General features: G+C 70.2%; 20 protein-coding genes. 9 read left to right on the top strand and 11 right to left on the bottom strand.

Features of this window, described 5'->3' with window-relative positions; translation table 11 throughout:
• Positions 1-3: 3 nt before the first annotated feature.
• From ACQ0O7_RS28365 to ACQ0O7_RS28355, 3 genes are all read left to right on the top strand, one after another.
• Positions 4-867: an ABC transporter permease gene (locus tag ACQ0O7_RS28365; protein WP_430786131.1), complete on the top strand. Its 864-nt coding sequence runs from the start codon at positions 4-6 to the stop codon at positions 865-867.
• Positions 864-1,652: an ABC transporter permease gene (locus ACQ0O7_RS28360; RefSeq protein ID WP_430786129.1), complete on the top strand. Its 789-nt coding sequence runs from the start codon at positions 864-866 to the stop codon at positions 1,650-1,652. Before ACQ0O7_RS28365 ends, ACQ0O7_RS28360 begins: the two co-directional genes overlap by 4 nt.
• Positions 1,653-1,737: 85 nt before the next feature.
• Positions 1,738-3,096 (top strand): aspartate aminotransferase family protein, encoded by a 1,359-nt coding sequence (locus ACQ0O7_RS28355; protein WP_430786127.1) that lies wholly within the window; start codon positions 1,738-1,740, stop codon positions 3,094-3,096.
• A gap of 414 nt (positions 3,097-3,510) precedes the next feature.
• Here the strand turns inward: ACQ0O7_RS28355 and ACQ0O7_RS28350 are convergent, their stop codons facing one another.
• The 3 genes from ACQ0O7_RS28350 to ACQ0O7_RS28340 are packed head-to-tail and all read right to left on the bottom strand — an operon-like array spanning position 3,511 to position 6,847.
• Positions 3,511-3,852 (bottom strand): gamma-glutamylcyclotransferase family protein, encoded by a 342-nt coding sequence (locus ACQ0O7_RS28350; protein WP_430786125.1) that lies wholly within the window; start codon positions 3,850-3,852, stop codon positions 3,511-3,513.
• Positions 3,853-3,861: 9 nt separating this feature from the next.
• Entirely contained in the window at positions 3,862-4,635 is a 774-nt protein-coding gene (locus ACQ0O7_RS28345) for an MBL fold metallo-hydrolase (protein ID WP_430786123.1), read from the bottom strand.
• Positions 4,636-4,657: 22 nt separating this feature from the next.
• On the bottom strand, positions 4,658-6,847 hold the full coding sequence (locus tag ACQ0O7_RS28340) for a glycoside hydrolase family 3 protein (RefSeq protein ID WP_430786121.1): 2,190 nt from the start codon (positions 6,845-6,847) through the stop codon (positions 4,658-4,660).
• 167 nt (positions 6,848-7,014) lie between these two features.
• Between ACQ0O7_RS28340 and ACQ0O7_RS28335 the strand changes: the two genes are divergently transcribed.
• Complete coding sequence (locus tag ACQ0O7_RS28335) at positions 7,015-7,443, top strand: response regulator (RefSeq protein WP_430786119.1); 429 nt, start codon at positions 7,015-7,017, stop codon at positions 7,441-7,443.
• A 6-nt stretch (positions 7,444-7,449) separates the two neighbouring features.
• Positions 7,450-9,078, top strand: a complete 1,629-nt coding sequence (locus tag ACQ0O7_RS28330) for an ATP-binding protein (protein ID WP_430786117.1) — start codon at positions 7,450-7,452, stop codon at positions 9,076-9,078.
• Positions 9,079-9,222: 144 nt separating this feature from the next.
• Here the strand turns inward: ACQ0O7_RS28330 and ACQ0O7_RS28325 are convergent, their stop codons facing one another.
• The 6 genes from ACQ0O7_RS28325 to ACQ0O7_RS28300 all read right to left on the bottom strand — a co-directional run bounded on the left by ACQ0O7_RS28325 (position 9,223) and on the right by ACQ0O7_RS28300 (position 16,898).
• Complete coding sequence (locus tag ACQ0O7_RS28325; RefSeq protein WP_430786115.1) at positions 9,223-10,491, bottom strand: NAD(P)/FAD-dependent oxidoreductase; 1,269 nt, start codon at positions 10,489-10,491, stop codon at positions 9,223-9,225.
• Between the two features lie 4 nt (positions 10,492-10,495).
• Positions 10,496-10,951 (bottom strand): Lrp/AsnC family transcriptional regulator, encoded by a 456-nt coding sequence (locus ACQ0O7_RS28320; protein ID WP_430786113.1) that lies wholly within the window; start codon positions 10,949-10,951, stop codon positions 10,496-10,498.
• Between the two features lie 48 nt (positions 10,952-10,999).
• Entirely contained in the window at positions 11,000-12,262 is a 1,263-nt protein-coding gene (gene gabT, locus ACQ0O7_RS28315) for a 4-aminobutyrate--2-oxoglutarate transaminase (RefSeq protein WP_430786112.1), read from the bottom strand.
• 2 nt (positions 12,263-12,264) lie between these two features.
• The gene (locus ACQ0O7_RS28310) at positions 12,265-13,701 is read right to left on the bottom strand and encodes a gamma-aminobutyraldehyde dehydrogenase (protein ID WP_430786110.1); all 1,437 of its coding nucleotides are present in this window, start codon (positions 13,699-13,701) and stop codon (positions 12,265-12,267) included.
• A gap of 93 nt (positions 13,702-13,794) precedes the next feature.
• On the bottom strand, positions 13,795-14,538 hold the full coding sequence (locus tag ACQ0O7_RS28305) for a PP2C family protein-serine/threonine phosphatase (protein ID WP_430786108.1): 744 nt from the start codon (positions 14,536-14,538) through the stop codon (positions 13,795-13,797).
• A gap of 26 nt (positions 14,539-14,564) precedes the next feature.
• Positions 14,565-16,898: a glycoside hydrolase family 3 N-terminal domain-containing protein gene (locus ACQ0O7_RS28300; protein ID WP_430786106.1), complete on the bottom strand. Its 2,334-nt coding sequence runs from the start codon at positions 16,896-16,898 to the stop codon at positions 14,565-14,567.
• 231 nt (positions 16,899-17,129) lie between these two features.
• On the opposite strand from ACQ0O7_RS28300, the gene ACQ0O7_RS28295 reads away from it, so the two are divergent.
• The 3 genes from ACQ0O7_RS28295 to ACQ0O7_RS28285 are packed head-to-tail and all read left to right on the top strand — an operon-like array spanning position 17,130 to position 20,255.
• A complete protein-coding gene (locus tag ACQ0O7_RS28295) occupies positions 17,130-18,446 on the top strand; it encodes an extracellular solute-binding protein (RefSeq protein WP_430786104.1) in 1,317 nt (438 codons plus the stop codon).
• Positions 18,443-19,363 (top strand): carbohydrate ABC transporter permease, encoded by a 921-nt coding sequence (locus ACQ0O7_RS28290; protein WP_430786102.1) that lies wholly within the window; start codon positions 18,443-18,445, stop codon positions 19,361-19,363. Before ACQ0O7_RS28295 ends, ACQ0O7_RS28290 begins: the two co-directional genes overlap by 4 nt.
• A gap of 1 nt (position 19,364) precedes the next feature.
• A complete protein-coding gene (locus tag ACQ0O7_RS28285) occupies positions 19,365-20,255 on the top strand; it encodes a carbohydrate ABC transporter permease (RefSeq protein ID WP_430786100.1) in 891 nt (296 codons plus the stop codon).
• Positions 20,256-20,478: 223 nt separating this feature from the next.
• Here ACQ0O7_RS28285 and ACQ0O7_RS28280 read toward each other — a convergent pair whose 3' ends face one another.
• Together ACQ0O7_RS28280 and ACQ0O7_RS28275 are read right to left on the bottom strand one after the other, a co-directional pair.
• The gene (locus ACQ0O7_RS28280; protein WP_430786098.1) at positions 20,479-21,492 is read right to left on the bottom strand and encodes a LacI family DNA-binding transcriptional regulator; all 1,014 of its coding nucleotides are present in this window, start codon (positions 21,490-21,492) and stop codon (positions 20,479-20,481) included.
• A 458-nt stretch (positions 21,493-21,950) separates the two neighbouring features.
• Positions 21,951-22,832, bottom strand: a complete 882-nt coding sequence (locus ACQ0O7_RS28275) for an LLM class F420-dependent oxidoreductase (protein ID WP_430786096.1) — start codon at positions 22,830-22,832, stop codon at positions 21,951-21,953.
• 224 nt (positions 22,833-23,056) lie between these two features.
• Here ACQ0O7_RS28275 and ACQ0O7_RS28270 point away from each other — a divergent pair, with 224 nt between their 5' ends.
• On the top strand, positions 23,057-23,668 hold the full coding sequence (locus tag ACQ0O7_RS28270) for an Hsp20/alpha crystallin family protein (RefSeq protein WP_430786094.1): 612 nt from the start codon (positions 23,057-23,059) through the stop codon (positions 23,666-23,668).
• Positions 23,669-24,231 lie beyond the last annotated feature (563 nt).

The raw sequence follows: 24,231 nt of genomic DNA, 5'->3' as shown, positions 1-24,231 counted from the left end.
GCCATGGACCGGGTGAAACGTACACTCGCGCCCTACCTGCTCGTACTCCCCGGCGGGTTGTGGCTCCTGCTCTTCTTCGCGGTGCCGATGGTGACCATGCTGTCGCTGTCGTTGCAGGAGGGCGACGTCGTCAACGGGTTCGTCTTCACGGGGCACTGGCAGAACTACACCGAGTCCCTGGCCGACTATCAGACCCAGTTGATCCGCTCGCTGGTGTACGGCGCCATCACGTCGTTCGTGCTGATCGTGATGGCGTTCCCGGTCGCCTACTGGATCGCCTTCTACGGTGGTCGGCGCAAGGCCACCTACCTGTTCCTGATCATGCTGCCGTTCTTCGTCTCGTTCGTGCTGCGCACCATCTCCTGGCGGATGCTGCTCACCGACGACGGGGTGCTGTTCCACCCGCTGAAGGAGGCCGGGCTGCTGCCGGCCGACTTCCAGGTGCTCGGCACCCCGGCCGCGGTGATCGCCGGACTGGTCTACAGCTTCCTGCCGTTCATGGTGCTGCCGATCTACGTGGCCCTGGAACGGATCGACCCGCGGGTGATCGAGGCGGCCCGGGACCTGTACGCCGGCCCGCTCACCAGCTTCCGCAAGGTGGTGTTCCCGCTGGCACTGCCCGGGGTGTTCGCCGGGGTGCTGATGACGTTCGTGCCGGCCAGCTCCGACTACGTCAACTCGGAGCTGCTCGGCAGTTCGGAGACCACCATGATCGGGCAGGTGGTGCAGGCGAAGTTCCTGGCCACCTCGGACTACCCGTCGGCGTCGGCGCTGTCGTTCACCCTGATGGCGGTGCTGCTGATCGGCGTCTTCACCTACGCCCGGATGCTCGGCACGGAGGACGTGATGAAGGTGGCGGCCCGATGACCGGCCGGGGCGGGCGCCTGCTGCACGCGTACACCTGGTTGTTGATCGCCTGGTTGGTTTTGCCGATCTCGGTGATGATCCTGTTCGGGTTCAACGATCCGAACGGCCGCTACAACCAGACCTGGCAGGGCTTCACCTTCAAGTGGTACCGCGAGGTCTTCGCCCTGGAGGCGCTGACCGGGGCGCTGGTCACCTCGCTGCTGGTGGCGGTGCTGACCGCGCTGATCGCGGGCGCGCTGGGCACCGGCATCGGCTACGCGCTGGGCCGCTTCCGGTTCCGTGGGGCGGGCGGGCTCAACCTGCTGATGTTCGCCGCGATCTCCTCGCCCGAGCTGGTGATGGGCTCGTCGCTGCTGAGCCTGTTCGTGACCACCGGGCTGCCGCTGGGCGTCGTCAGCATCACCATCGCGCACGTGATGTTCTCGGTGTCGTTCGTCGCGATCGTGGTCCGGGCCCGGGTGATGACCCTGGACCGGTCCCTGGAGGAGGCGGCCGCCGACCTGGGCGCGAGTGGCTGGACCACGTTCTGGAAGGTGATCTTCCCGATCATCCTGCCGGCGGTGATGTCCGGGGTGATGCTCGCGTTCGCACTGTCGATCGACGACTTCGTGATCACCAACTTCACCGCCGGGACCACCGAGACGTTCCCGCTGTGGATCTGGGGCGCCACCCGGGTCGGCCTGCCCCCGCAGGTCAACGTGATGGGCACGATGATCTTCGCGGCCGGGGTGCTGTTCGCGGTGCTCGCCAACGTGCGGTCCCGCACAAAAAGGGTCTCTCGGTAAGGGAAATAGCAGCAACGGCTCTTGTGTGCGACGGATTCCGTGGGCAGGATCGGTGTATCGCCTGGAAACGGTAGGAGAGATATCCGTGACCGACCTGTCCACGACCGCCCGTGACCACCTCTGGATGCATTTCACCCGGCTGTCCTCCTACCAGGACGCCCCGGTCCCGGTGATCACCCGTGGCGACGGCTGCTACGTCTGGGACTCCACCGGCCGCCGCTACCTCGACGGCCTCTCCGCGCTGTTCGTCGTCCAGACCGGCCACGGACGGCACGAACTGGCCGACGCCGCGGCCAAACAGGCGAGCGAACTGGCGTACTTCCCGATCTGGTCGTACGCCCACCCCAAGGCGATCGAACTGGCCGGCCGCCTCGCCGAGATGACCCCCGGCGACCTGAACCGGATCTTCTTCACCACCGGCGGCTCGGAGGCCGTCGAGTCGGCGTGGAAGCTGGCCCGCTCGTACTACAAGAAGGTCGGCAAACCCCTCAAGACCAAGGTCATCTCGCGGGCGGTCGCCTACCACGGCTCGTCGATGGGCGCCCTGTCGATCACCGGCATCCCCCCGTTCAAGCAGGACTTCGAACCCCTCGTCCCGTCCACGGCACGGGTGCCGAACACCAACTACTACCGCCGCCCCGACGAGTCCATGACCCCCTCGCAATTCGGCGTCTGGGCCGCCGACCGGATCGCCGAGATGATCGAGTTCGAGGGCCCGGACACCGTCGCCGCCGTCTACCTGGAACCGGTGCAGAACGCCGGCGGCTGCTTCCCACCGCCGCCCGGCTATTTCCAGCGGGTGCGCGAGATCTGTGACCGGTATGACGTGCTGCTCGTCTCCGACGAGGTGATCTGCGCGTTCGGCCGCCTCGGCGAATATTTCGGCGCCGACCGCTACGGCTACCAGCCCGACATCATCACCGTCGCCAAGGGCCTGACCAGCGGATACGTCCCGCTGGGTGCGATGATCGCGTCGGATCGCCTGGCCGAGCCGTTCCTCACCGGCGCCAACTGGTTCGCCCACGGCATCACCTACGGTGGTCACCCGGTCGGCTCCGCGGTCGCCCTCGCCAACCTCGACATCATCGAACGCGAGGGCCTCAACCAGCACGTCCGCGACAACAGCCCACTGTTCCGGTCCTACCTGGAACGCCTCCTCGACCTGCCGATCGTCGGCGACGTCCGCGGCGACGGCTACTTCTTCGGCATCGAGATGGTCAAGGACAAGACCACCAAGGAGACGTTCAACGCCGACGAGTCCGAGCGTCTGCTCCGCGGCTTCCTCTCGCAGGCGCTGTTCGACGCCGGCCTCTACTGCCGCGCCGACGACCGCGGCGACCCGGTGATCCAGCTGGCCCCGCCGCTGACCGCGACCGAAACCCAGTTCGCCGAGATCGAGCAGATCCTGCGGGCCGTCCTCACCGAGGCCCAGAACCGTCTCTGACCAGGCCGGGCGTGCCGGTTCCGGCCGGCGCGCCCCAAAACCCTTCTTCGGTACGCTCCACCAGAACGGTCCCGCTTCGTCCCCGCGACGCGGGCGGCCCGCCAGATCGTCCGGCGACCGCCGGGCGAATCCGCAGCCCCCGCACCCGGCCGACCCGAGCCACAGCCATGTGCCGCGAAACGGCGCGAATCAGACCGCAAGTAACCACGCGGGTTGGCGCCGGCCCGGGGCCACAGTCGCGTGCCGCGAAGTGGTGCGGATCGGACCGCAAGTCACCACGCGGGTTGGCGTCGGCCCGGGGCTGTGGTTGTGTGCCGCGAAGTGGTGCGGATCGGACCGCAAGTGGCCACGCGGGTTGGCGCCGACCCGGGGCCGCAGTCGTGTGCCGCGAAACGGTGCGGATCGGACCGGAAGTCACCGCGGGGGTTGGGCTGTGTATGTCCAGGCGGAGGCGCCTGAGCGAAGGGGGGCCTCCACCCGCTGGTAGTCGGATACCTCGTACTCGTCGGCTCGGGCCACGTCGTCGTCATTCACCGTGAACGCGATGCCCGCCACGGTGTCCCGGGCGTCGCCGGTGTGGATCAGGATCGGGTGGAAGCGCTCGCCGCTGACCGCCAGCACCTCCGGGTCGGTGATCTCCAGCTGCTCGACCCGGAACCCGACGATCCGGTCCTCCCGGCCGTTCAGCTCCCGGCCGAAGACACTCCTCTGCACGGCCGGATCACGCAGCGTCCCGTAGGAGAACAGCAGTGCCATGCCGGGATCCTATCCGCCGGATCCGGTTCCGCCCGCCGGGACGAAAGGCGTGGTCAGGTGGGCGGTGCCGAGTACACCGCCACGGGCCAGCAACTCCCGCCGGGTGCGCCGGGCCTGCTCCGGGTCGGCGTCGTGGTCGTAGCTGATCGCCGGGTTCCGTAGTTGGACGGCGTGCTGCACCACGTCCCCGGTCAGCACCAGATCGTCCCCGCGCCCGCCGGTGATCAGGACCGACTGGTGTCCCGGCGTGTGACCGGGGGTGGGCAGCGCGGTGATCCCGGGGTCCAGGGTGGTGCGCCCGTCCAGCAGTCGCAGCTGGTCCCGTTTCAGCAGCGGCCCGATCAGGGTGTCCGGCAGCCACGGATAGTGTTCCTGAACGGCGTCGAACTCGGCCCGCTGCAGCAGATATTCCGCTTCCGGGAAGGTCGGCTCCCCGTCCACCACGGCCCAGCCGATGTGATCGGTGTGCAGGTGGGTCAGCAGGACACGGGTGATGTCATCGGGCGTCACCCCGGCCTCGTCGAGCAGCCCCGGCAGCCGCCCCGGCTCCGGTGACCAGTCCGACGACGGCCCGAGCCCGGTGTCGACGAGCATCGTCGCGCCGCTGTCGCGCACCAGGAAGCACCGGAAGTCCAGATGCCACGGCGACTCCCCGGCCCCCTGCCACTCCTCGTCGCCTGCCCCGGGAAAGATCTCCCGAAGCGGCCGCTGATAGACACCGGTGGCGTCGGAGAGGGCAAGAACGGTCAGATCCCCGGCCTGCCATTCAACGATGCTCGTCACCGCGCGAGGTTAACGCACCCGATCAAACACGAGATCGACCGATGATCCGGCGGTACGACGACTCGGCGCGAGCGATGTCACCGGCTTCGGCGGCCAGCTCGGCGTCGGCGAACAGCTCCTGCCATCCGGCCGCGGCCCGCCCCGAGACGATCCGCGCCACCGCGCTGTCCCTGGCGGCGGAGGACGGAGCGGTGGGGGACAGGGTGGTGGGGGATGGAGCAGTGGGGGACGGGGTGGCGGAGGACGGGGTGGCGTCAGACGTGACGCCGCTGCCGATGAGGGCCTCGGTGACCAGGCCCCACCCGTACGGGAAAAGCGGCTCGTAGATCTTGTCACCGACGTTGACCGGGACCTGGGCGACCGATCCGGGCCACGACATGGGCAGCCGGCCGGTGAACGGGCGCCGCCCGAAGAGCACGTCGGCCACCCCGTCACCCTCGCCGCCGGGCAGCCACGACGCGACCAGTGCATCGATCCGGCCGAGCTGATCGGTGATCACTTGCGGACGGCCGGAGACGATCACCACCACGCATGCCGGGACGGCGGCGCACACCCGCTCCACCACCGCCCGGTCGGACGGCTGGAGGGTCAGCAGTTTGGGTTCGCGCTGCTGTTCGGTGCCGTAGGTCAGTTCCGGGCCGCCCACGTCGCCGAACCACTCGGCGTACGGGGTCTCGCCCACCACGACCACCCCCACCTCGGCGTTTCCGGCGGATGCGGAACCGTCGGCGCTGAACGTCACGTCCGGTGCGGCCGCGCGGATGGCGGACAGCACCGTCGTACCGGGAATGACGTCGCCGTTGCGGCCCTGCCAGTCGATCGTCCAGCCGCCGGCCTGGATGCCGATGTCGTCGGCGGCCCGCCCGGCCACGTGGATCCGCGTGCCGGGCCGCAACGGCAGCACGTCACCACTGTTCTTGAGCAGCACCTGGGACGCGGCGACCGCCTCCCGGGCCAGCGCGCGATGCTCGGGCGTCCCGACCGGGCCGACCGTGGCATAGGGGTTCTCGAACAGCCCGAGCCGGAACTTGACCCGCAGGATCCGGCCGACCGCGTCGTCGATCCGCGCGGTGGGCACCCGCCCGGCGAGCACCTCGGCTTTCAGGTTGCGCTGGAACAGTGGCGCCGAGTCGGGTTCCATGAACATGTCGACGCCCGCGTTGACCGCGGCCCGGATCTGTGAGCCGGTGGGTTCCGGGGTGCCGGCCGGCTCGTCCGGGGGCAGCTGCTGGGCGCCCTCCCAGTCGGTGACCACGAATCCGCCGAAGCCCAGCTCCCCCTTGAGATACCCCTCGATCAGCCGTTGGTTGGCGTGCATCCGGACGGGATTCCCGGTGCCGTCCTCGATCCAGTCGACGCTGGAGAACGACGGCATGACGGTCCACACGTCGTGGGAGGTGACGGCGGACGCGTACGGCGCGAGGTTGATCCGATCGAAATCGGCCCGGCTGGTGACGGTCACCCCCTGATCGATGGCGTATCCGTGATCCCCGGTGCCGTACCTGGTATCGCCGTCCCCGGCGAAATGCTTGACGGTGGCGGCCACCCCGCCGCCCTGCAACCCGTCGACGGCGGCCCCACCGAGCCGGGTGACCAGGGCCGGATCCTCCCCGAAGCTCTCGAAGGCGCGGCCCCAGCGCTCGTCCCGGGAGACGCACAGGCAGGGCGCGAAGTCCCAGGGCATGCCGGTCGCGCGCATCTCGGCGGCGGTGGCCCGGTAGACCCGTTCGGTCAGGTCCGGGTCACGGCTCGACCCGAGGCCGACGTTGTGCGGGAAGACCGTCGCGCCGTGCACGTTGTTGTTGCCGTGCACCGCGTCCACCCCGTAGATCAGCGGGATCCGCAGCGGGGTGTCCAGGGCGGCCCGCTGCAGGCTGTTGATCATGTCAGCCCAGGCCGCCGGGGTGTTCGGGCTGGGCGCCGAGCCGCCGCCGGACAGCACCGACCCGAGCCGCCACGAGGTGACCAGGTCCGGGGCGCCGGCGACCTCGGCCCGTTCGGCCTGGGTCATCTGCCCGATCTTGTCGTCCAGGGTCATCCGGGCCAGCAGGTCGGCGGCCCGTGCCTCGGCCGGCAGCGCCGGGTCCAGATACGGGTGACGGGCGGCCGGTCCGGGCGCGGCGGACTTCCGCACGGCGACGACCGCGGCGGCGCCCAGCAGCACCACCGCCACCCCGGCGACGACCCAGCGGCGGCGGGTACGAACCTTCACGACTACCTCCCAGGGAAGTGATCGGCAGCGACCGGCGAGACCCGTAGCGGCGGGCCCGCTGGTGGCGGAGAGGCGGGCCCGGCGGGACACCGGCAATTGTCCGGTATCCACCCGCTCGGGCACCTGCCTGGCGCATGCTGGTGGGACGGACTTCCGACGGAGCTGACATGGCCGTATTGCTGATCGCTGAGGACGACGAGGACATCGCCCTGGTACTCGCCAGGGTGTTCAAGCGAACCGGAATGACCGTGCTGCGCGCATCGGACGGACGGGCGGCGCTGGAGGCGATCCTGGACAAGCGCCCGGACATCGTCCTTACCGATCTCGGCATGCCGCACATGGACGGCTGGGAGCTGATCGACGCCATCCGGGCGCACCCGGACGACGACGTGCGCCGGGTTCCGATCGCGATCCTGAGCGGCCACCTGCGGCCCGGGGATCCGCGCGCCGCCGAGTCGCAGGTCTGCGCGATCATGCTCAAGCCGTGCCCCAACGACCAGTTGCTGGCGACCATGGAGGAGCTGGTCACGATCGGTCTGCACGACCATGACGCGGCCGACAGCCGGTGCCCGGCCGACATGCCGGTCACGGTGTGAGCCCATATGGTGGTGCTGGGCGAGGCGGCGATCGCTCTGGAGAACGGCGCCTTTCTCGGCGCGCTGCTGGAGAGCATGGATGCCGGGGTGATCGCCTGTGACCGTGACGGTCTGGTCGTCTTCGCGAACAAGGCGATGCGCGAGATCTCCGGTTTCAGCCCGGACGGGCCGCTGCCGCCGGAGTTCGACGAGGCGGCCCACCGGCTGCTGATCAGCCCGGACATGCGCCCGATGGCGCGGTCCGAGACGCCGCTGGCGCGGGCCGTGCTGGGGGAGTTCGTCTCCGGTGAGGATGTGCTGGTCCGCCGGCCGGGACACCGGCTGCGGGTGTTCGACACCAGCGCGCAGCCGATCATCGGTCCGGACGGGGAACTGCTGGGCGCGGTCGCCGTCTCGCACGAGGTGACCGCGCTGCGCAGGGTGGAACGGTTCCGCAACTGTCACATCGCTGTCGAGCACGTGCTGAAGATGCACCGGTCGGCGGCCGAGGCGGCTCCGGAGGTGCTGCGGGCGGTCACCACCACGCTGGGCTGGCCGTCGGCCGAGCTGTTCCTGATCGACGAGGCGACCGGGTTGTTGCTGTCGGCCGGGCACTGGGATTCGTCGGGGCTGGAGACGGAGGGCTTCTTCGGGCACACCCCGGTGCGCGGACAGGGCATCACCGGCCGGGTGTGGGAGAGCGGCCGGCCGATCTGGGTGCCGGATCTGGGCCTGGATCCAGGATTGCGGACCGCCCACGAGCGGGAGCGGGTGCAGATCTGCCTGCGCCGCGGGGTGCGGACCGCGCTGGCCGTGCCGGTGCGCGACGGCGGCAACCTGCTGGGGGTGCTGACCTGTTACGCGGGCACCCAGGAGTACGAGCCGGATCTGCTCACCGTGCTGCTGGACGGGGTGGCCGCGCAGATCGGCATCTTCGTGGCGCAGCGCCGTGCCGAGGGGCTGTCCCGTCAGCTGGCCCGCGCCCAGAGCGACTTCGTCAACCTGGTGGGGCACGAGTTGCGTACCCCGCTGACCTCGATCACCGCGAACGCCACCCTGCTGGCCGAGGAGACCGGCCTGGATCCGGATGTCGGCCAGATGGTGCAGGCGATCGCCCGGAACGCCGGCGCCCTGCAGCGGATCGCGGACACTCTGCTGGATCTGGCCGGTCTCGACTCCGGTCATCTGGAGCTGGACATCCGCGAGGTGGATCTGGTCGCGCTGCTGGCCGACGCGGTGACCGGGCTGCGGCACAGTTGCGGGCGGCTCACCCTGGTCACCGAGTTGCCGGCCGAGCTGCACCTGCCGGCGGACGGGACCCGGCTGCGCCAGGTGGTGGACGACCTGCTGTCGAACGCGGTCCGGTACAGCCCGCCGGGGGCGCCGATGCACATCACGCTGCGGGCCATGGACACGGTGGCGGAGCTCTGTATCGCCGACAGCGGCATCGGCACGCCGCCGGGCGAGCACGCCCGCGTCTTCGACCGGTTCTTCCGCGGCAGCAACGTGCGCCATCAGGGCACCACCGGCAGCGGTCTGGGCCTGAGCCTGGCGCGGGCGATCATCCTGCTGCACGGCGGCACGATCAAGCTGACCGACAACAAGCCGTCCGGCACGATCGTCTGCGTCCGTCTCCCGCTGTCCGGCCCGCAGTGAGCGCGGCGCTGTCCGCCCCGGCGCGCACGCGGCGCTGTCCGGCCCGGCGCGCACGCGGCGCTGTCCGGCCCGGCGCGCGTGTGGCCATTTCCGGTCCGAATCGGACCGGAAATGGCCACGCGAACTGTGCGGCGCGCACGCGAACTATGCGGCGCGGCGGTCCCAGGCGTCCAGCAGCGCGGTGGCCTTGAGGGCGGTATTGATGCCGAGCCAGCGGGCCGGTTCCGGTTCCCAGCGGCGGGACCGGTGACCGACCCAGGGCAGGGCGGTGCGCGCGGTGTCCCTCTTCAAGATCAGATCAGCTAACGTACGCCCGGCGAGGTTGGCCGCCGCGACCCCGTCACCCACGTAGCCCCCGGCCCACGCCATGCCGTCACGCAGTCCGACGGACGGCATCCAGTCGCGGGGGATGCCGAGCGGCCCACCCCAGCGGTAGGCGATCGGCGGGTCGATTCCGAACAGCTCGGTGAGGGTGGCCCGCAGCGCCTCGAACACCGCGGGCACCCGGTCGTATCCGGGCCGGACCCGGGATCCGAAGTGGTACGGCGCGCCCCGCCCACCGAACGCGAGCCGGTCGTCGGCGGTCCGCTGCCCGTAGATGACCATCCGCCGCTCGTCGGTGAACGTCTCCCGCCGGGCCAGCCCGACGCGCTCCCAGAACCGCGCGGGCAGCGGCTCGGTGACGATCATCAGGGAGTAGATCGGCGCCAGCTCGCGGCGGAACCCGGCCAGCTCGGGGGTGTAGCCCTCCAGCGCCCGGACCACGGTGCCGGCGGTGACCACACCCGAATCCGTCGAGACGGTGCCGGGGCGCAGAGAACCGGCCCGGGTTCCCTCATGGATCGTCACACCCATCCGCTCGACCGCCGCGGCCAGCCCGCGGACCAGTTTGGCCGGGTGCACCACCGCGCAGTGTTCGCTGTAGATCCCGCCGAGCACCCCGGTCGCGGCGCACATGCCCCGGGCGGTGGCGGCGTCCACGAATCCCGGGTCGTGCCGGGCCCGCCGCAGCTGGGCCGGGGCGCGGACCAGTGACAGGGTGCCGCCCTTGGCGTAGTCGCAGTCGATGCCCTCGGCGGCGGCGGCCCGGCCCACCTCGTCGACCGATTCGTGCAGCGCGCGGTGCATGGCGGTGGCTGCCGGCGCCCCGTATCGGCGGGCCAGCCGGGCCTCGGAGGCCGGGAACGCCCCGGACACCCAGCCGCCGTTGCGCCCGGACGCGCCGAACCCGCAGTACTCCGCTTCGAGGATCACGATCCGTGTCGAGGGGGCGGCCTGGGCGAGGTAGTACGCGGTCCAGAGGCCGGTGTACCCGCCGCCGGCGATCGCGACGTCGGCATCGCGGTCCCCGGCGAGCGGCGGGCGCTTCTCGATCGGGCCCAGGCTGTCGAGCCAGAAGGAGGGGCTGTGCATGTGGTTACCGAGTTCCCCAGGCGTAGGTCTGTTTGGCGAGCCGCAGGTACATGAACGTGTCGGCGGAGGTGACGCCGTCGATCGCCCGCACCTTCTCGTTGAGGATGTCGAGCAGGTGGTCGTCGTCGGTGCAGACCACCTCGGCGAGCAGGTCGTACCGCCCGGCGCAGATCACCACGTAGTCCACCTCGGGTATCGCGGCCAGCCGGTCGGCGATGGTGCGCAGATCACCGTTGACCCGCAGGCCGACCATCGCCTGCCGGGCGAAGCCCAGGGTGAGCGGGTCGGTGACCGCGACGATCTGCATCAGGCCGTTGTCGAGCAGGCGCTGCACCCGCTGGCGCACCGCCGCCTCGGACAGCCCGATCGTCTTGGCCAGCGTCGCGTACGACATCCGCCCGTCGCGTTGCAGATGCTCGATGATCAATTTGTTCGTATCGTCCAGCGTCACGTCCGTCACGGCGCGATTCTTCCCCGATCCGGTTGACGAGGGCAAAGGAGTCGCCCGTCAGGTGTGCAGTGCGCGGCGCAGGATGCCGAGGCCGCGCTCCAGTTCCGCGTCGCCGATCACCAGGGGCGGCAGGAAACGCAGCACATTGCCGTACGTGCCACAGGTAAGCGTCAGCAGCCCGGCCTCGTGACAGCGTCGCGACACCGCTGCGGTCCGGGTCGGGTCGGGTTCACCACCGGGCAGCACGAGTTCGATCGCCAGCATCGCGCCCCGGCCGCGTACCTCGGCAATGCCCTGATCAACGTCGGTCAGCGCGGCTCTGATGGTGGTCTCGATCCGCCGGGCCGCCGCGTTCAGGTCGAGCATGCGCATCGTCTCGATGGCGGCGAGGGCCGCCGCGCAGGCGATCGGATTCCCGCCGTACGTGCCACCCAGCCCACCGGCGTGCACCGCGTCCATCAGTTCGGCCCGCCCGGTCACCCCGGCGATCGGCAGCCCGCCGCCCATGCCCTTGGCGGTGGTGATCAGATCGGGTTCCAGGCCCTCGTCCTCGGACGCGAACCACTGCCCGGTGCGGGCGAAACCGGTCTGGATCTCGTCGGCGATGAACACCGCGCCGTTCGCCTTCGCCCAGGCCGCGAGTGCCGGGAGGAAACCCTTCGCCGGTACGACGAACCCGCCCTCACCCTGGATCGGCTCGATCAGCACGGCGGCCACGTTGGACCCGCCGACCTGTTTCTCGATCACGTCGATCGCCCGGCGGGCGGCCTCGGCGCCGGTCAGCCCGCCGTCGCGCAGCGGGTACGACACCGGCGCCCGGTACACCTCCGGCGCGAACGGCCCGAACCGGTGCTTGTACGGCATGTTCTTCGCGGTCAGTGCCATGGTCAGGTTGGTGCGCCCGTGATAGGCGTGGTCGAACACCACCACCGCCTGCCGCCCGGTCGCGTGCCGGGCGATCTTGACGGCGTTCTCCACCGCCTCGGCGCCCGAGTTGAACAGCGCGGCCCGTTTCTCGAACCGGCCCGGCGTCAGCTCGATCAACCGTTCGCAGACCGCCACGTACGACTCGTAGGGCGCCACCATGAAACAGGTGTGGGTGAACCGCTCGACCTGCTCCCGGACCGCCGCGACCACGGCCGGCGCCGCGTTGCCGACGCTGGTGACCGCGATCCCGGAGGCGAAGTCGATCCACTCCCGGCCGTCGACGTCGGTGAGCGTGCCCCCGGCCGCGTGGTCCACATAGGCGTCCACCACCGAGCCGACGCCCTTGGCGACCGCCGACAGACGCCGCTTGTGCAGCTGCTCCGACGTGGCCATGCTCAGGCCCCCAGGTGGTGCATGACGTGCTTGATCCGGGTGTAGTCCTCCAGCCCGTACACCGAAAGGTCCTTGCCGTGCCCGGAGTGTTTGAAGCCGCCGTGCGGCATCTCGGCGACCAGCGGGATGTGGCAGTTGACCCAGACACAGCCGAAGTCGAGGCGCTGTGTCATCCGCATCGCGGTGCCGTGGTCCTTCGTCCAGACGCTGGAGGCCAGGGCGTAGTCGACCCCGTTGGCGTACGCCACCGCCTCGTCCTCATCGGTGAACCGCTGCACGGTGATCACCGGGCCGAACACCTCGTTCTGGATGATCTCGTCGTCCTGCCGCAGCCCGGAGACCACGGTGGGCGCGTAGAAGAAGCCGCGGTCGCCGACCCGGGCGCCGCCGGCCTGCAGGATCGCGTGGTCCGGCAGCCGGTCGACGAAACCGCTGACCCGGGCCAGCTGGTTCGCGTTGTTGACCGGCCCGTAGAGCACGTCCTCGTCGTCCGGCGCGCCGGTCCGGGTGTTGCGGGCCTGCTCGGCCAGCGCGGCCACGAAGTCGTCGTAGACGCCGGCCTGGGCCAGCACCCGGGTGGCGGCGGTGCAGTCCTGCCCGGCGTTGAAGTAGCCGGCCTCGGCGATCGACGCGGCCGCCGCCTCCACGTCGGCGTCGTCGAAGACCACCACCGGGGCCTTGCCGCCCAGCTCCAGGTGGGTGCGCTTGAGGTCGGTGGCGGCGCTGCCGGCCACCTCCATGCCGGCCCGCACCGAGCCGGTGATCGACACCATCCGCGGGGTGCGGTGGGTGACCAGGGCGCGGCCGGTGTCCCGGTCGCCGAGGACCACGTTGAACAGCCCGGCCGGGAGGAACTCGGCGGCGATCTCGGCCAGCAGCACGCTGGTCACCGGGGTGGTGTCGGACGGCTTGAGCACCACGGCGTTGCCCGCGGCCAGCGCCGGCGCGATCTTCCACATGGCCATCATCAGCGGGTAGTTCCACGGGGTGACCTGGGCGCAGACCCCGATCGGCTCGCGCCGCACGTAGCTCTCGTAGCCGTTCAGGTACTGCCCGGCGGAGCGGCCCTCCAGCACCCGGGCGGCGCCGGCGAAGAACCGCAGGTGGTCCACTGACGGCGGCAGCTCCTCGCTGGCGGTCAGGCCGAGCGGCTTGCCGGTGTTCTTCGACTCGGCGGCCACGAGCTCGTCGGCGCGGGCCTCGATCGCGTCGGCGAACTTCAGCAGCGCCCGCTGCCGGTCGGCCGGGGTGGTGTCGCGCCACTGCGGGAAGGCCTTCGCGGCGGCGGTCATCGCACGGTCGACGTCCTCGGCGCCGGAGACCGGGGCGGAGGCGAACACCTCCCCGGTGGACGGGTCGACGAGGTCCTCGTACCGCCCCCCGGCGGGCGCGACGGCTTCGCCCCCGATCAGGTTGTGCAGCACCGTCTTCGCGCTCATCCCGCCTCCAGCTGTGGTATCAGCGAATTCGGCCCCATCTTTTCCGCTGAATCCGTCGCGAACAAGAGAAACGACCAAATTTTCCGTACGAACTCAGCGGGTCCCGTGGCGGCGCACAGCCAGCACCGCGACGTCGTCGGTCGGCGGCTCGTCAGCGGTGCCGGCCATGACCGTAGCGCAGACCGACTCCGCAGTGTCGGCCTTGATGATGCCGGTCAGCCGTTTCAGGCCGATGTCGATCACCTCGTCCCGGCGTTCCACCAGACCGTCGGTGTAGCAGAACAGCAACGCGCCCGGCGCCAGCTCCAGTGCCGTGGTGCGCCGGGGCCGTCGCGAGCGGGCCACCCCGAGCGGCGGGTCGATCGGGATGGCGGCCAGCACCGCCGGAACGCCGGGACCGGCCAGCACCGGGCGCAGATGACCGGCCGAGGAGACCAGCGCCCACTCCCGGGACGGGCTGACCATCGCGTACAGCACGGTGGTGAGACTGCCCGCCTCGAAGGTGCGCACCTTCCGGTTCAGCAGGGTGAGCACGTCGGACGGGTCGTCGCAGATCAGCGCGTACGCCCGGAGCGCGCTGCGGATCCGGCCCATCACCACCGCGGAGGCCAGCCCGTGCCCGGACACGTCGCCGATCACCACACCCAGCCAGCCGGACGGCAGGACGAAGACGTCGTACCAGTCGCCGCCGATGCCGAACGCGTGACCCGGCACGTAGCGGGCGGCCAGGTCGACGCCGGGCACCCGCGGCAGCCGGTCGGGCAGCAGACTGCGCTGCAGGGCCAGGGCGGTGGCCTGGCCCAGCAGCTCGTCGAGATCGTCGTCGACGCCCGGCACGGAATCAGCCTAGTGTCCGGCGGCCGTCACGAGCCGGTCCGGCGCACCTCGGAAGGGGTCACCAGGACCCGGCCGGGACCGGCCGGGCGGACCGGCCCGGTCAGCTCGACAGTGGCCGCGCAGGGCAGGTCGCCGGCTGACGTCCCGGCGAGAACCCGCAGCTCACCGGGCTCCACCACACGTTTGAGGGCGAGTCCGGTGAACGCCGTCCGGTCGGTGTGGACCCGGAAGACGACCTCGGCCTCGGCGCCGGCGGCCAGTTCGACCCGCTGGAATCCGGTCAACTGAATCACCGGACGGGTGACCTGGGCGACCGGGTCGGACAGGTAGAGCTGCACCACTTCGGACCCGGCCCGGCCACCGGTGTTGCGCACCCGGACGGTGGCGGTGAACTCCCCGTCGGTCGGCACCCGGTCCGCCGACAGCCGCAGCCCGTCCACCGCGAACGTGGTGTACGACCGGCCGTGGCCGAACGCGAACAGCGGCGTCGGATCCAGGTTGCTGGTGCCCAGGTGCTCGGCGCCGAGCCGGGGCTGCAGGTAGGTGCCGGGCTGCCCGCCCGGGTCCCGCGGGATCTGCACCGGCAGTTTCCCGGCCGGCTGCACCCGCCCGGACAGCACGCCGGCGATCGCCGGGCCGCCCTCCTCACCCGGCATGAACGCCTGCACCAGTGCGGCGGCCCGGCCGGCCACCGCGCCCAGCGCGTACGGCCGGCCGGAGACCACCACGACCACCACCGGCTTCCCGGTCGCCAGCAGCGCCTCCACCAGCTCCGCCTGCACCCCGGGCAGGGCCAGGTCGGCGGCGTCGCAGCCCTCACCGGAGGTGCCGTTGCCGAACAGCCCGGCCAGGTCACCGACGAAGGCGAGGACCAGGTCGGCCGACTCGGCGGCGGCCACCGCCTCGGCGAACCCGGAACGATCGTCGCCGTCCACCGCGCAGCCCCGGGCGTACACGAAATCGGTCTCCGGCATCTCGGCGCGCAGCGCCTCGACCGCGGTGGGCAGCGCGATCTCCGGTTTGACACCCGGATAGCGCGGCAGCACGTGGTTGGGGAAGGCGTAGCAGCCCAGGAAGGTGCTCGCGTCGTCGGCGCACGGCCCGGCCACCGCGATCCGGCCGCCCGGGGACAGCGGCAGGGCGGTGCCCGGGTCGAGCAGCACGATCGAGCGTTCGGCCAGCTCCCGGGCCAGTTCCCGGTTGCCGGCCGAGTCCAGCGCGACCTGATCGGCGCCGGCCACCGTGGACTCCGGTGTCCAGCCCTCGTCGAGCAGGCCGAGCCGCGCCTTCTGCAGCAGCACCCGGCGGGCCGCCCGGTCGATCAGCGCCTCGTCGTCCAGGTCGCCCGGCTGGAATCCGATGGTGTCCGGCAGTTCGACGTCGATGCCGGCGGCCAGGGCCAGCCGCCCGGCGCCGGCCGAGTCGGCGGCCACCCGGTGGTTGGCGGCCAGTAACGGGATCGACCAGTAGTCCGAGACGACCGTGCCGGTGAAGCCCCACTCGTCCCGCAGCAGGTCGGTGAGCAGCCACGAGTCGGCGCCGGCCGGCACTCCGTCGACATCGGAGTAGGAGTTCATCACCGAGTCGGCGCCGCCCTCGCGGATCGCCGTCTCGAACGGTGGCAGGATCACGTCGATCAGCTCGCGGCGGCCCATCGGCACCGGTCCGTGGTTGCGGGCGGCCCGCGACGCGGAGTAACCGGCGAAGTGCTTGAGGGTGGCGATCACCCCGGCGGACTGCAACCCGCGGACGTACGCCGCACCGACCGTCGCCACCAGGTACGGGTCTTCGCCGATCGACTCCTCGACCCGCCCCCACCGGTAGTCGCGGACCACGTCGAGCACCGGGGACAGGCCCTGGTGCACGCCGAGCGCGGCCATGTCCCGGCCGATCGCCGCGGCCATCCGCTCGACCAGCTCCGGGTCGAAGGTGGCGCCCCAGTTGATGGCGGCCGGGTAGACGGTGGCGCCGTGCGCGGTGAACCCGGTCAGGCACTCCTCGTGCACGATCGCCGGGATGCCCAGGCGCGACGAGGTCATCACGATGCGCTGCTGGCGGACCACCTCGGCGGCGCCCTCGGCCACGGTGAGCGGGTAGCTGCCGTAGACCCGGGTGAGGTGGCCGAGACCGTGGCGGCTGGCGTCCTCCAGGGCCGGGCCGGCGGAGAACTCGTTCTCCATGGGGGCGACCTGGTGGCCGTCCTCCGGCTCCGGGCCGGCCGGGCCGGTGGCGCCCTTGTCCTTGCCGAGCCACCGGCTGCCGAGCTGGCCCACCTTCTCCTCGACGGTCATCGTGGCGAGCAGCGCCTCGACCCGCTCGGCGAGCGGCAGCGCGGGATCCCGCCAGAGTTGTGCAGTCAACGAAAACCTCCGAAAGTTTCGGTGCCCCCGGAACTTGGTCCGGTCGGCCGCACCGGACGGTGACGCGGCCGGCCGGCCTCGCCAATGCTTGCGCCTCAAGCATGGTTCAGGCAAGAGTCTTGACACTCCTCACGGCGAAACCCTACGTTAACGAAACCTCGCGTTAATTTGCAGCCGGCACTCGAAACTTTCGGCACCCCCTCCTTTTCGGTTTCCCCCTTGGAGATCACTGTGAAGCGCAGGAACTTTCTGACCCTCTCCGCGGGCGCCGCGGCCGGCGCCGCGCTGGCCGCCTGTGGCAGCTCCGGTCCCGGCGACACCGGCGGCGCCGCCAAAGCCGGTGAGGCCACCTACTGGTCGCTCAGCGGCCCGCCCGGCGAATCGGTCCGGCAGGGCGCGGTGGACCGGTTCAACAAGGCCAACCCGGACGGCCAGATCAAGCTGAACCTGTTCCAGAACGACGCCTACAAGGACAAGCTGAAGACCGCCTTCGGCGCCGGCCAGCAGCCCACCGTGGTGTGGGGCTGGGGCGGCGGCGGCCTGAAGAGCTACGTCGACGCCGGCCAGGTCGACGACCTCACCGACTGGTTCGCGCAGAACGCCGCGGTCAAGGACCGGCTCTTCCCGTCCTCGTTCGGCCCGGCCACCATCGGCGGCAAGATCTACGCGATGCCGGCCGAGACGGTCCAGCCGATCGTGCTCTTCTACAACAAGGAGGTCTTCGACAACCTGAAGGTCTCCCCGCCGCAGTCCTGGGCCGAGATCATGGAGCTGGTCCCGAAGTTCAACGCGGCCAAGATCGCGCCGTTCTCGCTCGGCGGCCAGTCCCGCTGGACCAGCATGATGTGGCTGGAGTTCCTCTTCGACCGGATCGGCGGCCAGACCGTCTTCGGTGACGTCTTCGAGGGCAAGGCCAACGCCTGGAGCAACCCGGCCGCCATCGACGCGCTCACCAAGATGCAGGAGCTGATCAAGGCGAACGGCTTCGTCAACGGCTTCAACTCGATCACCGCCGACTCCAACGCCGACCAGGCCCTGCTCTATCGGGGCAAGGCCGCGATGATGGTGCACGGCTCCTGGTCGTACGGCATCCAGCTGGCCGAGGGTGGCAGCTTCGTCAAGGACGGCAAGCTCGGCTACATGAACTTCCCCGGCGTCGACGGCGGCAAGGGCGACCCCAACGACACCGTCGGCAACGCCGGCCAATACCTGTCGATCTCGTCCAACGCCAGCGCCGAGCAGAAGGACATCGCCAAGAAGTTCTTCACCAGCCTGCTCGACGACACCGAGCAGAGCGACTGGATCAAGACCGGCGGTGTGCCGATCATCAAGGGCGCCGACGCCAAACTCGCCACCTCGCCGGACGCCGACTTCCTCAAGTTCGTCTACGGCGTGGCCAGCAACGCCAAGGTGTTCGCCCAGTCCTGGGACCAGGCGCTCAGCCCGACCGCGGCGGAGACCCTGCTGGACAACATCGCCAAACTGTTCACCCAGTCGATCGGCCCGCAGCAGTTCGCCGACAACATGAACGCGGTCATCGGCAAATGACCATGGCTCCGCCGGTCGTGCGGACCGCTCCTCCCGGTGGCAACGCCGGGGGGAGCGGGTCCGTCTCCTGGATGGCCTGGCCGGCCCTGATCGCCTTCACCCTGTTCGGCCTGGTGCCGCTGGTCGGCGTGTTCGTGCTCAGCTTCACCGAGTGGAACATCACCGGCCAGGTCAAGCCGGCCGGCCTGGAGAGCTGGCGCGCCGTGCTCGGCGACCCCGACCTGCTGCACACGCTCTGGGTCACCTTCCTGATCATGGCGTTCTCGTGGCTGGTGCAGACCCCGATCTCCATCCTGATCGGTGTGTTCCTGGCCGCCCGGCAGCGGTACCGCGCGGTGCTCGCGGTGCTCTACTTCATCCCGCTGCTGCTCAGCCAGGCCGCCATCTCGATCACCTACAAGGCGCTGCTCGACCCGAACTTCGGTCTCGGCGCCAGCCTCGGCTGGGAGTTCCTGCGACAGGACTGGCTCGGTGACCCCGTACTGGCGCTGGGTGTGGTGATCTTCGTGGTGTCCTGGCAGTTCATCCCGTTCCACTCACTGATCTACCAGGGCGGGGTGCGGCAGATCCCGGCCAGCATGTACGAGGCCGCCCAGATCGACGGCGCCGGGCGGATCCGGCAGTTCTTCAGCATCACGCTGCCGCAACTCAAGTACACGATCATCACGTCGTCCACGCTGATGGTCGTCGGGTCGCTGACCTTCTTCGACCTGATCTGGGTGCTCACCGCCGGCGGCCCCGGCGGCGCCACCAGCGCCCTGGCCGTCGACATGTACCAGCGCGGCTTCAAAGCCAACCTGATGGGCCCGGCCAGTGCCATCGCCGTGATCCTGGTGCTGTGCGGACTCGCGCTCGCGCTCGGGCTGCGCCGGCTCGGCGGCCGCAACCAGGCCGACAGCCAGCTGGAAGGAATGTGACGTGACGACGCTGCTGTCCCCACCGGTGCGCAAGACTCCCGCGCCGCCACCCACCCGCCGCCGGTTCCAGCCGCTGACCTGGAACTGGGCCGGCGGACTGGCCGGCTGGCTGTGGCTCGCCATCGTGATCGTGCCGATCTACTGGATCGTCATCACCAGCCTCAAGGTGCAGAACGACTACTACGCCACCAACCCGCTCGCCCCGCCGACCTCGCCCACCCTGGAGAACTACCGGTTCGTGCTGGAGAGCGACTTCGTCCAGTACTTCACCAACAGCGTGATCGTCACGGTCGGCGCGGTCGGGCCGGCGGTGCTGGTGTCGTTCATGGCGGCGTACGCGATCATCCGGGGGAGTGCCGGGAGCCGCTTCCTGCGCGGGGTCAACGGCCTGTTCCTGATGGGCCTGGCGATCCCGCTGCAGGCGGTGATCATCCCGATCTACCTGATCATCATCAAGATTCAGATGTACGACACCCTGGGCGCGATCATCCTGCCGTCGCTAGCCTTCGCCATCCCGCTGTCGGTGCTCGTGCTCGCCAACTTCATCCGCGACGTGCCGAAGGAACTCTTCGAATCGATGCGGATGGACGGCGCCACCGAGTGGGGCACCCTGTGGCGGCTGGCGTTCCCGCTGACCCGGCCGGCACTGGTGACGGTGACCATCTACCAGGGCCTGACCGTGTGGAACGGCTTCGTACTGCCGCTGATCCTGACCCAGAGCCCGGAGAAACGCACCCTGCCGCTGGCCCTGTGGGAGTTCCAGGGCCAGTACAGCGTCAACATCCCGGCCGTCCTGGCGTCGGTGGTGCTGACCGCACTGCCGATCCTCACCCTGTACGTGATCGGCCGCCGTCAGCTGCTGAGCGGCCTGACCGCCGGCTTCGGCAAGTGAACCGCACACGGTTCGGCGGGTCCTGATTCGTGTGCCGATCCGCGGCTGGCAGCCAGCCGCGGATCGGCACACGAACCGCCGGCTCCCGTCGCCCGCCGTCTCGCTGACGAGGCGGTCCGCTCGCGATCGCCCGCGCCCTCACGTCCACAGGCGACCGCAAGTCATCCGGCACCGGCACGAGCCAGCGCGACGGTCCACTGTCCAGCGAAAGGGTGGCTCTCGATCATCCGAGCGGGGCGGTGCTCTCCCGAACCTCCAAGCGGGTGACCAGCTCCACCCGCGGCGTCTCGATGCTCTCCCCCCGGGACAGCCGCAGCACCGTCCGGGCCGCCAGCGCGCCCATCTCGGCCAGCGGCTGGCGCACCGTCGTCAACGGCGGCGACGCCCAGCGGGACTCCGGCAGATCGTCGAAACCCACCACACTCAACTGATCCGGCACCCGCAGCCCACGCCGCCGGGCCGCCTCACAGACACCCAGCGCCATCAGGTCACTGGACGCGAAGATCGCCGTCGGAGGCTCGGCCAGATCCAGCAGCTGGTTGCCGGCCACGAACCCCGCCTCGTGCCGGAAGTCACCGGTCGTGATCAGCTGCTCGTCCACCCGCGCCCCGGCCGCCTCCATCGCCGAACGGTAGCCGTCCAGCCGCGCCCGGCTGCACAACAGATGCCGCGGCCCGGCCACGAACCCGATCCGCCGGTGCCCCAGCTCCAGCAGATGATCGGTGGCGGTGCGGCCCCCCGACCAGTTCGTCGCCCCGATCGTCGGCACCTCGGCGGACACCCCACCGGCCGGGTCGATGATCACCACCGGGACCTTCAGCCGGTGCAACTCGCTGTGCACCGGCTCGGCCACGTCCGACGTCACGAAGATGACGCCGTCCGAGGCACGGGCCCGCAGATTCTGCAGCCACTGGCGGGTCGCGCTGCTGCGCCGGTGCACCTGGGACACCACCGTCCCGACACCGGCGGTGTGCGTCACGTCCTCGACACCCCGGATCAGCTCCAGGGCCCACGGGCTGTCCAGGTCGTTGAAGACCAGGTCGACCAGGCGGGCCCGCCCGGAATGCCGAGAGTTGCGAGGACGGTAGTCGTGCTCTCGCAGAAGCCTCTCGATGAGCTCACGTGTGCTCGGCGACACATCGGAACGTCCGTTGAGCACGCGGGACACGGTCGGCACCGAGACACCGGCGGCTTCCGCGATCGCCGCGATGGTTACTCGTCCCCTGCCAGTGGCCACGGAGGTGCTCCTTACCGCCGGCCCAGGTAGGCTGCAACTTTCGGAACCCGGCACCGAAATGATGCCACGCCGCACGCTTGGGAGAAACGCCTGGTCGGGGTGGGATCGCTCCCAGTTCCGCCGCTTCTCTATTTCGCGTCCGCTCTGCGCCGGTTCCGCTTCTTTCCACGCCTGCTAGACGACTGCTCCGCGACGCGAAACGTCCATTTCCGCACGCGTGATGGTGGCGAGCCCCACGCTGCGGCCCACCGCCCGCCCCTCCGCGGCCCGAGATCGCGTGCCGCGTTGCGGTGCGAAACGCACCGGAACGCGGCACCGTGCCGCCCGGCCGTGCCGCCCGGCCGTGCCGCCCGGCCGTGCTGCCCGGCCGTGCCGCCCGGCCGTGCCGTCACACGGCCTTCGTCCTTGGGCGATCGCGGTTTGACCGCCGGCCTCTCGGGGCTGCGGGGGACCGGCCGTCAGGCGAACCGGGGGATGATCTCCTCGGCGAAACGCAGCAGCGGCTCGTGGTCGTAGGCCACGCGCGGGATGTAGACGATGAAGTAGTCGGCGCCGGCCTCGGCGAGACGCTCCAGCCGTGCGACGGTGTCGGCGGTGGACTCGGCCGGATCGAACATGACGCTCGTCGACTTCTTGATCCGGTCGTAGTCACGATCGAGCTTGTCGCAGTGGGCTCGCAGCACCGCGGCCTTCTGCCGGAAGATCTCCGGGTCGCCGTTGCCGAAGTTGCAGCCGTCGGCGTACTTCGCGACCAGCTTCAGCGTCACCTTCTCGCCACCGCCGCCGAGCCAGAACGACGGATGCGGCTTGCGGACCCCCTTCGGCTCGTTGATCGGCTGGTCGATCCGGTAGTGCTTCCCCGCGAAGACCGGCCGGTCCTCGGTCCACATCTTGTGCACGACCTCGACCGCCTCCCGGAAGGCGGCCATCCGTTCCGGAACCTCGGCCCACTCGTAGCCGTAGGCCTTCCACTCGTGCTCGTACCATCCGGCACCGAGCCCCGCGTAGAGCCGCCCGTGACTGGCCACGTCGACAGTGGAGGCGATCTTGGCGTAGAGGGACGGGTGCCGGTACCCGTTGCAGCCGACCATCTGTCCGATGTTGACCCGGCTGGTGTCCCGGGCGAGTGTCGACGTGACCGTCCATGCCTCGAAAGTCGTGTTCATGGTGGGCTCGGGAACAGTGTGGAAGTGGTCGTACACCCACACCGAATCCCACGGCCCGGCATCGGCGAGCTTCGCCACGGCCGTCATCGCCTCGTACTGCTCGACCGGGTCGGCGATCTCGACCAGGTCCATCCGCCATCCCTGCGGCACGAATACCCCGAAACCAATGCTCATGAGATCAACTTACCCAGTGCCGGCCCGTCCAGCCCTGTGCCGGGAGAGCCGGCGGATCCCTCGAAAAAATCTTGACGGAAGAGTTGGCACTCGGGCTGGGGTAGTGCTAAAAAATGTCTTGTCGGTACTGGTCAGAGACAGATGACCACCGACCTCGGCGAGTTTTGTCAGCCGAGCGCCACGCGCCACCGGACCGCCCGGTGGCCGCTACGAGGAGGTTGATCGTGGTGCTGACTTTCGATCCTTTCCGCGAGTTCGACCGTCTGGCCGACCGGATGCTCGGCGTCCCGGCGATCCCCGGCCCGGCAGCCGCGGCGATGCCGATGGATCTGTACCGTTCCGGTGACCACTTCGTTCTCCACTGCGACCTGGCGGGCATCGACCCCGGCTCGATCGAGGTGGACGTCGACGGCCGGGTCCTCACCATCCGGGCCGAGCGTTCCGCCCGCACCGACGCCGACGTGCAGTGGGTGCGCCGCGAGCGGGTGACCGGCACGTTCGAGCGCCGTCTGACCCTGGGCGACGGCCTGGACCTGTCCCGCATCGACGCCACCTGGAACGACGGTGTCCTGACACTCACCATCCCGATCGCCGAGGCCGCGAAGCCCCGCCGCATCACCATCGCCACCGACCGCGGCCCCGCCCTGACCACCACCGGTGACCGGGGCCCGACCCTGACCGCGTCCAGTGATCGGGGTCAGGCCGTGACTTCCGGCGGCGACCGTGGCCCGGCTCTGACCGCGTCCAGCGACCGTGGTCAGGCCCTGACCTCCGACGGCGACCACCGGCCCGCGGCGGACAATCCCGTCATCAAGGGTGAGTCGTCCCGCGCTTGATCGTTTACGCCCCTTGACCGGGCCGGCGATACGCCGGCCCGGTCTTCGTGTCCGCTGTTTCGGTCGGCCCGCCCGCTGGTCGCCCACCGTCTCTTCCGGGAAGGCTGCGGACAGAACTGCCCACTCCCGGGGAGAAGGCGTCAGGCGGGGCCGTTGTTCCGCCAAGCCAAGGCGGCTGTCAGAGCCCGTTCTGCTAGACGGTGATCGGCGAGCCGATAGGTGCTCGCTGGGCAGGCGTGGTGGAGACACTTCCCCGGGCCAGGCGGTGTTGATGTGCCCTCAGTGCCGAAAGGCTGCTTCTGAAGCGGATGCGGTTGCCGGGCCGGGGCGCCGCGGACGTGACGTTTGGCCAGACGTGATGTGGATGTGGCTCCTGAGCCGGGCCGGTGCCGATGAAACGTGAGGTGCCGATGGTGCCTGGCGTTCCGATGGCGCGGGGGGAGCCGATGAGGCTCGGGGTTCGAATGAGCCCAGTGAGCCGGGTGAAGCCTGTGGTCCGGACGAGGCTTGTGGTTTCAGCGATGGCGGCGTGACCGGTGGTCCCCGTGGAACAGGTGAGGACG

Source organism: Actinoplanes sp. G11-F43, from assembly GCF_050589265.1.
GTDB lineage: Bacteria > Actinomycetota > Actinomycetes > Mycobacteriales > Micromonosporaceae > Actinoplanes.
This window is presented reverse-complemented; position numbering and strand designations above follow the sequence as displayed.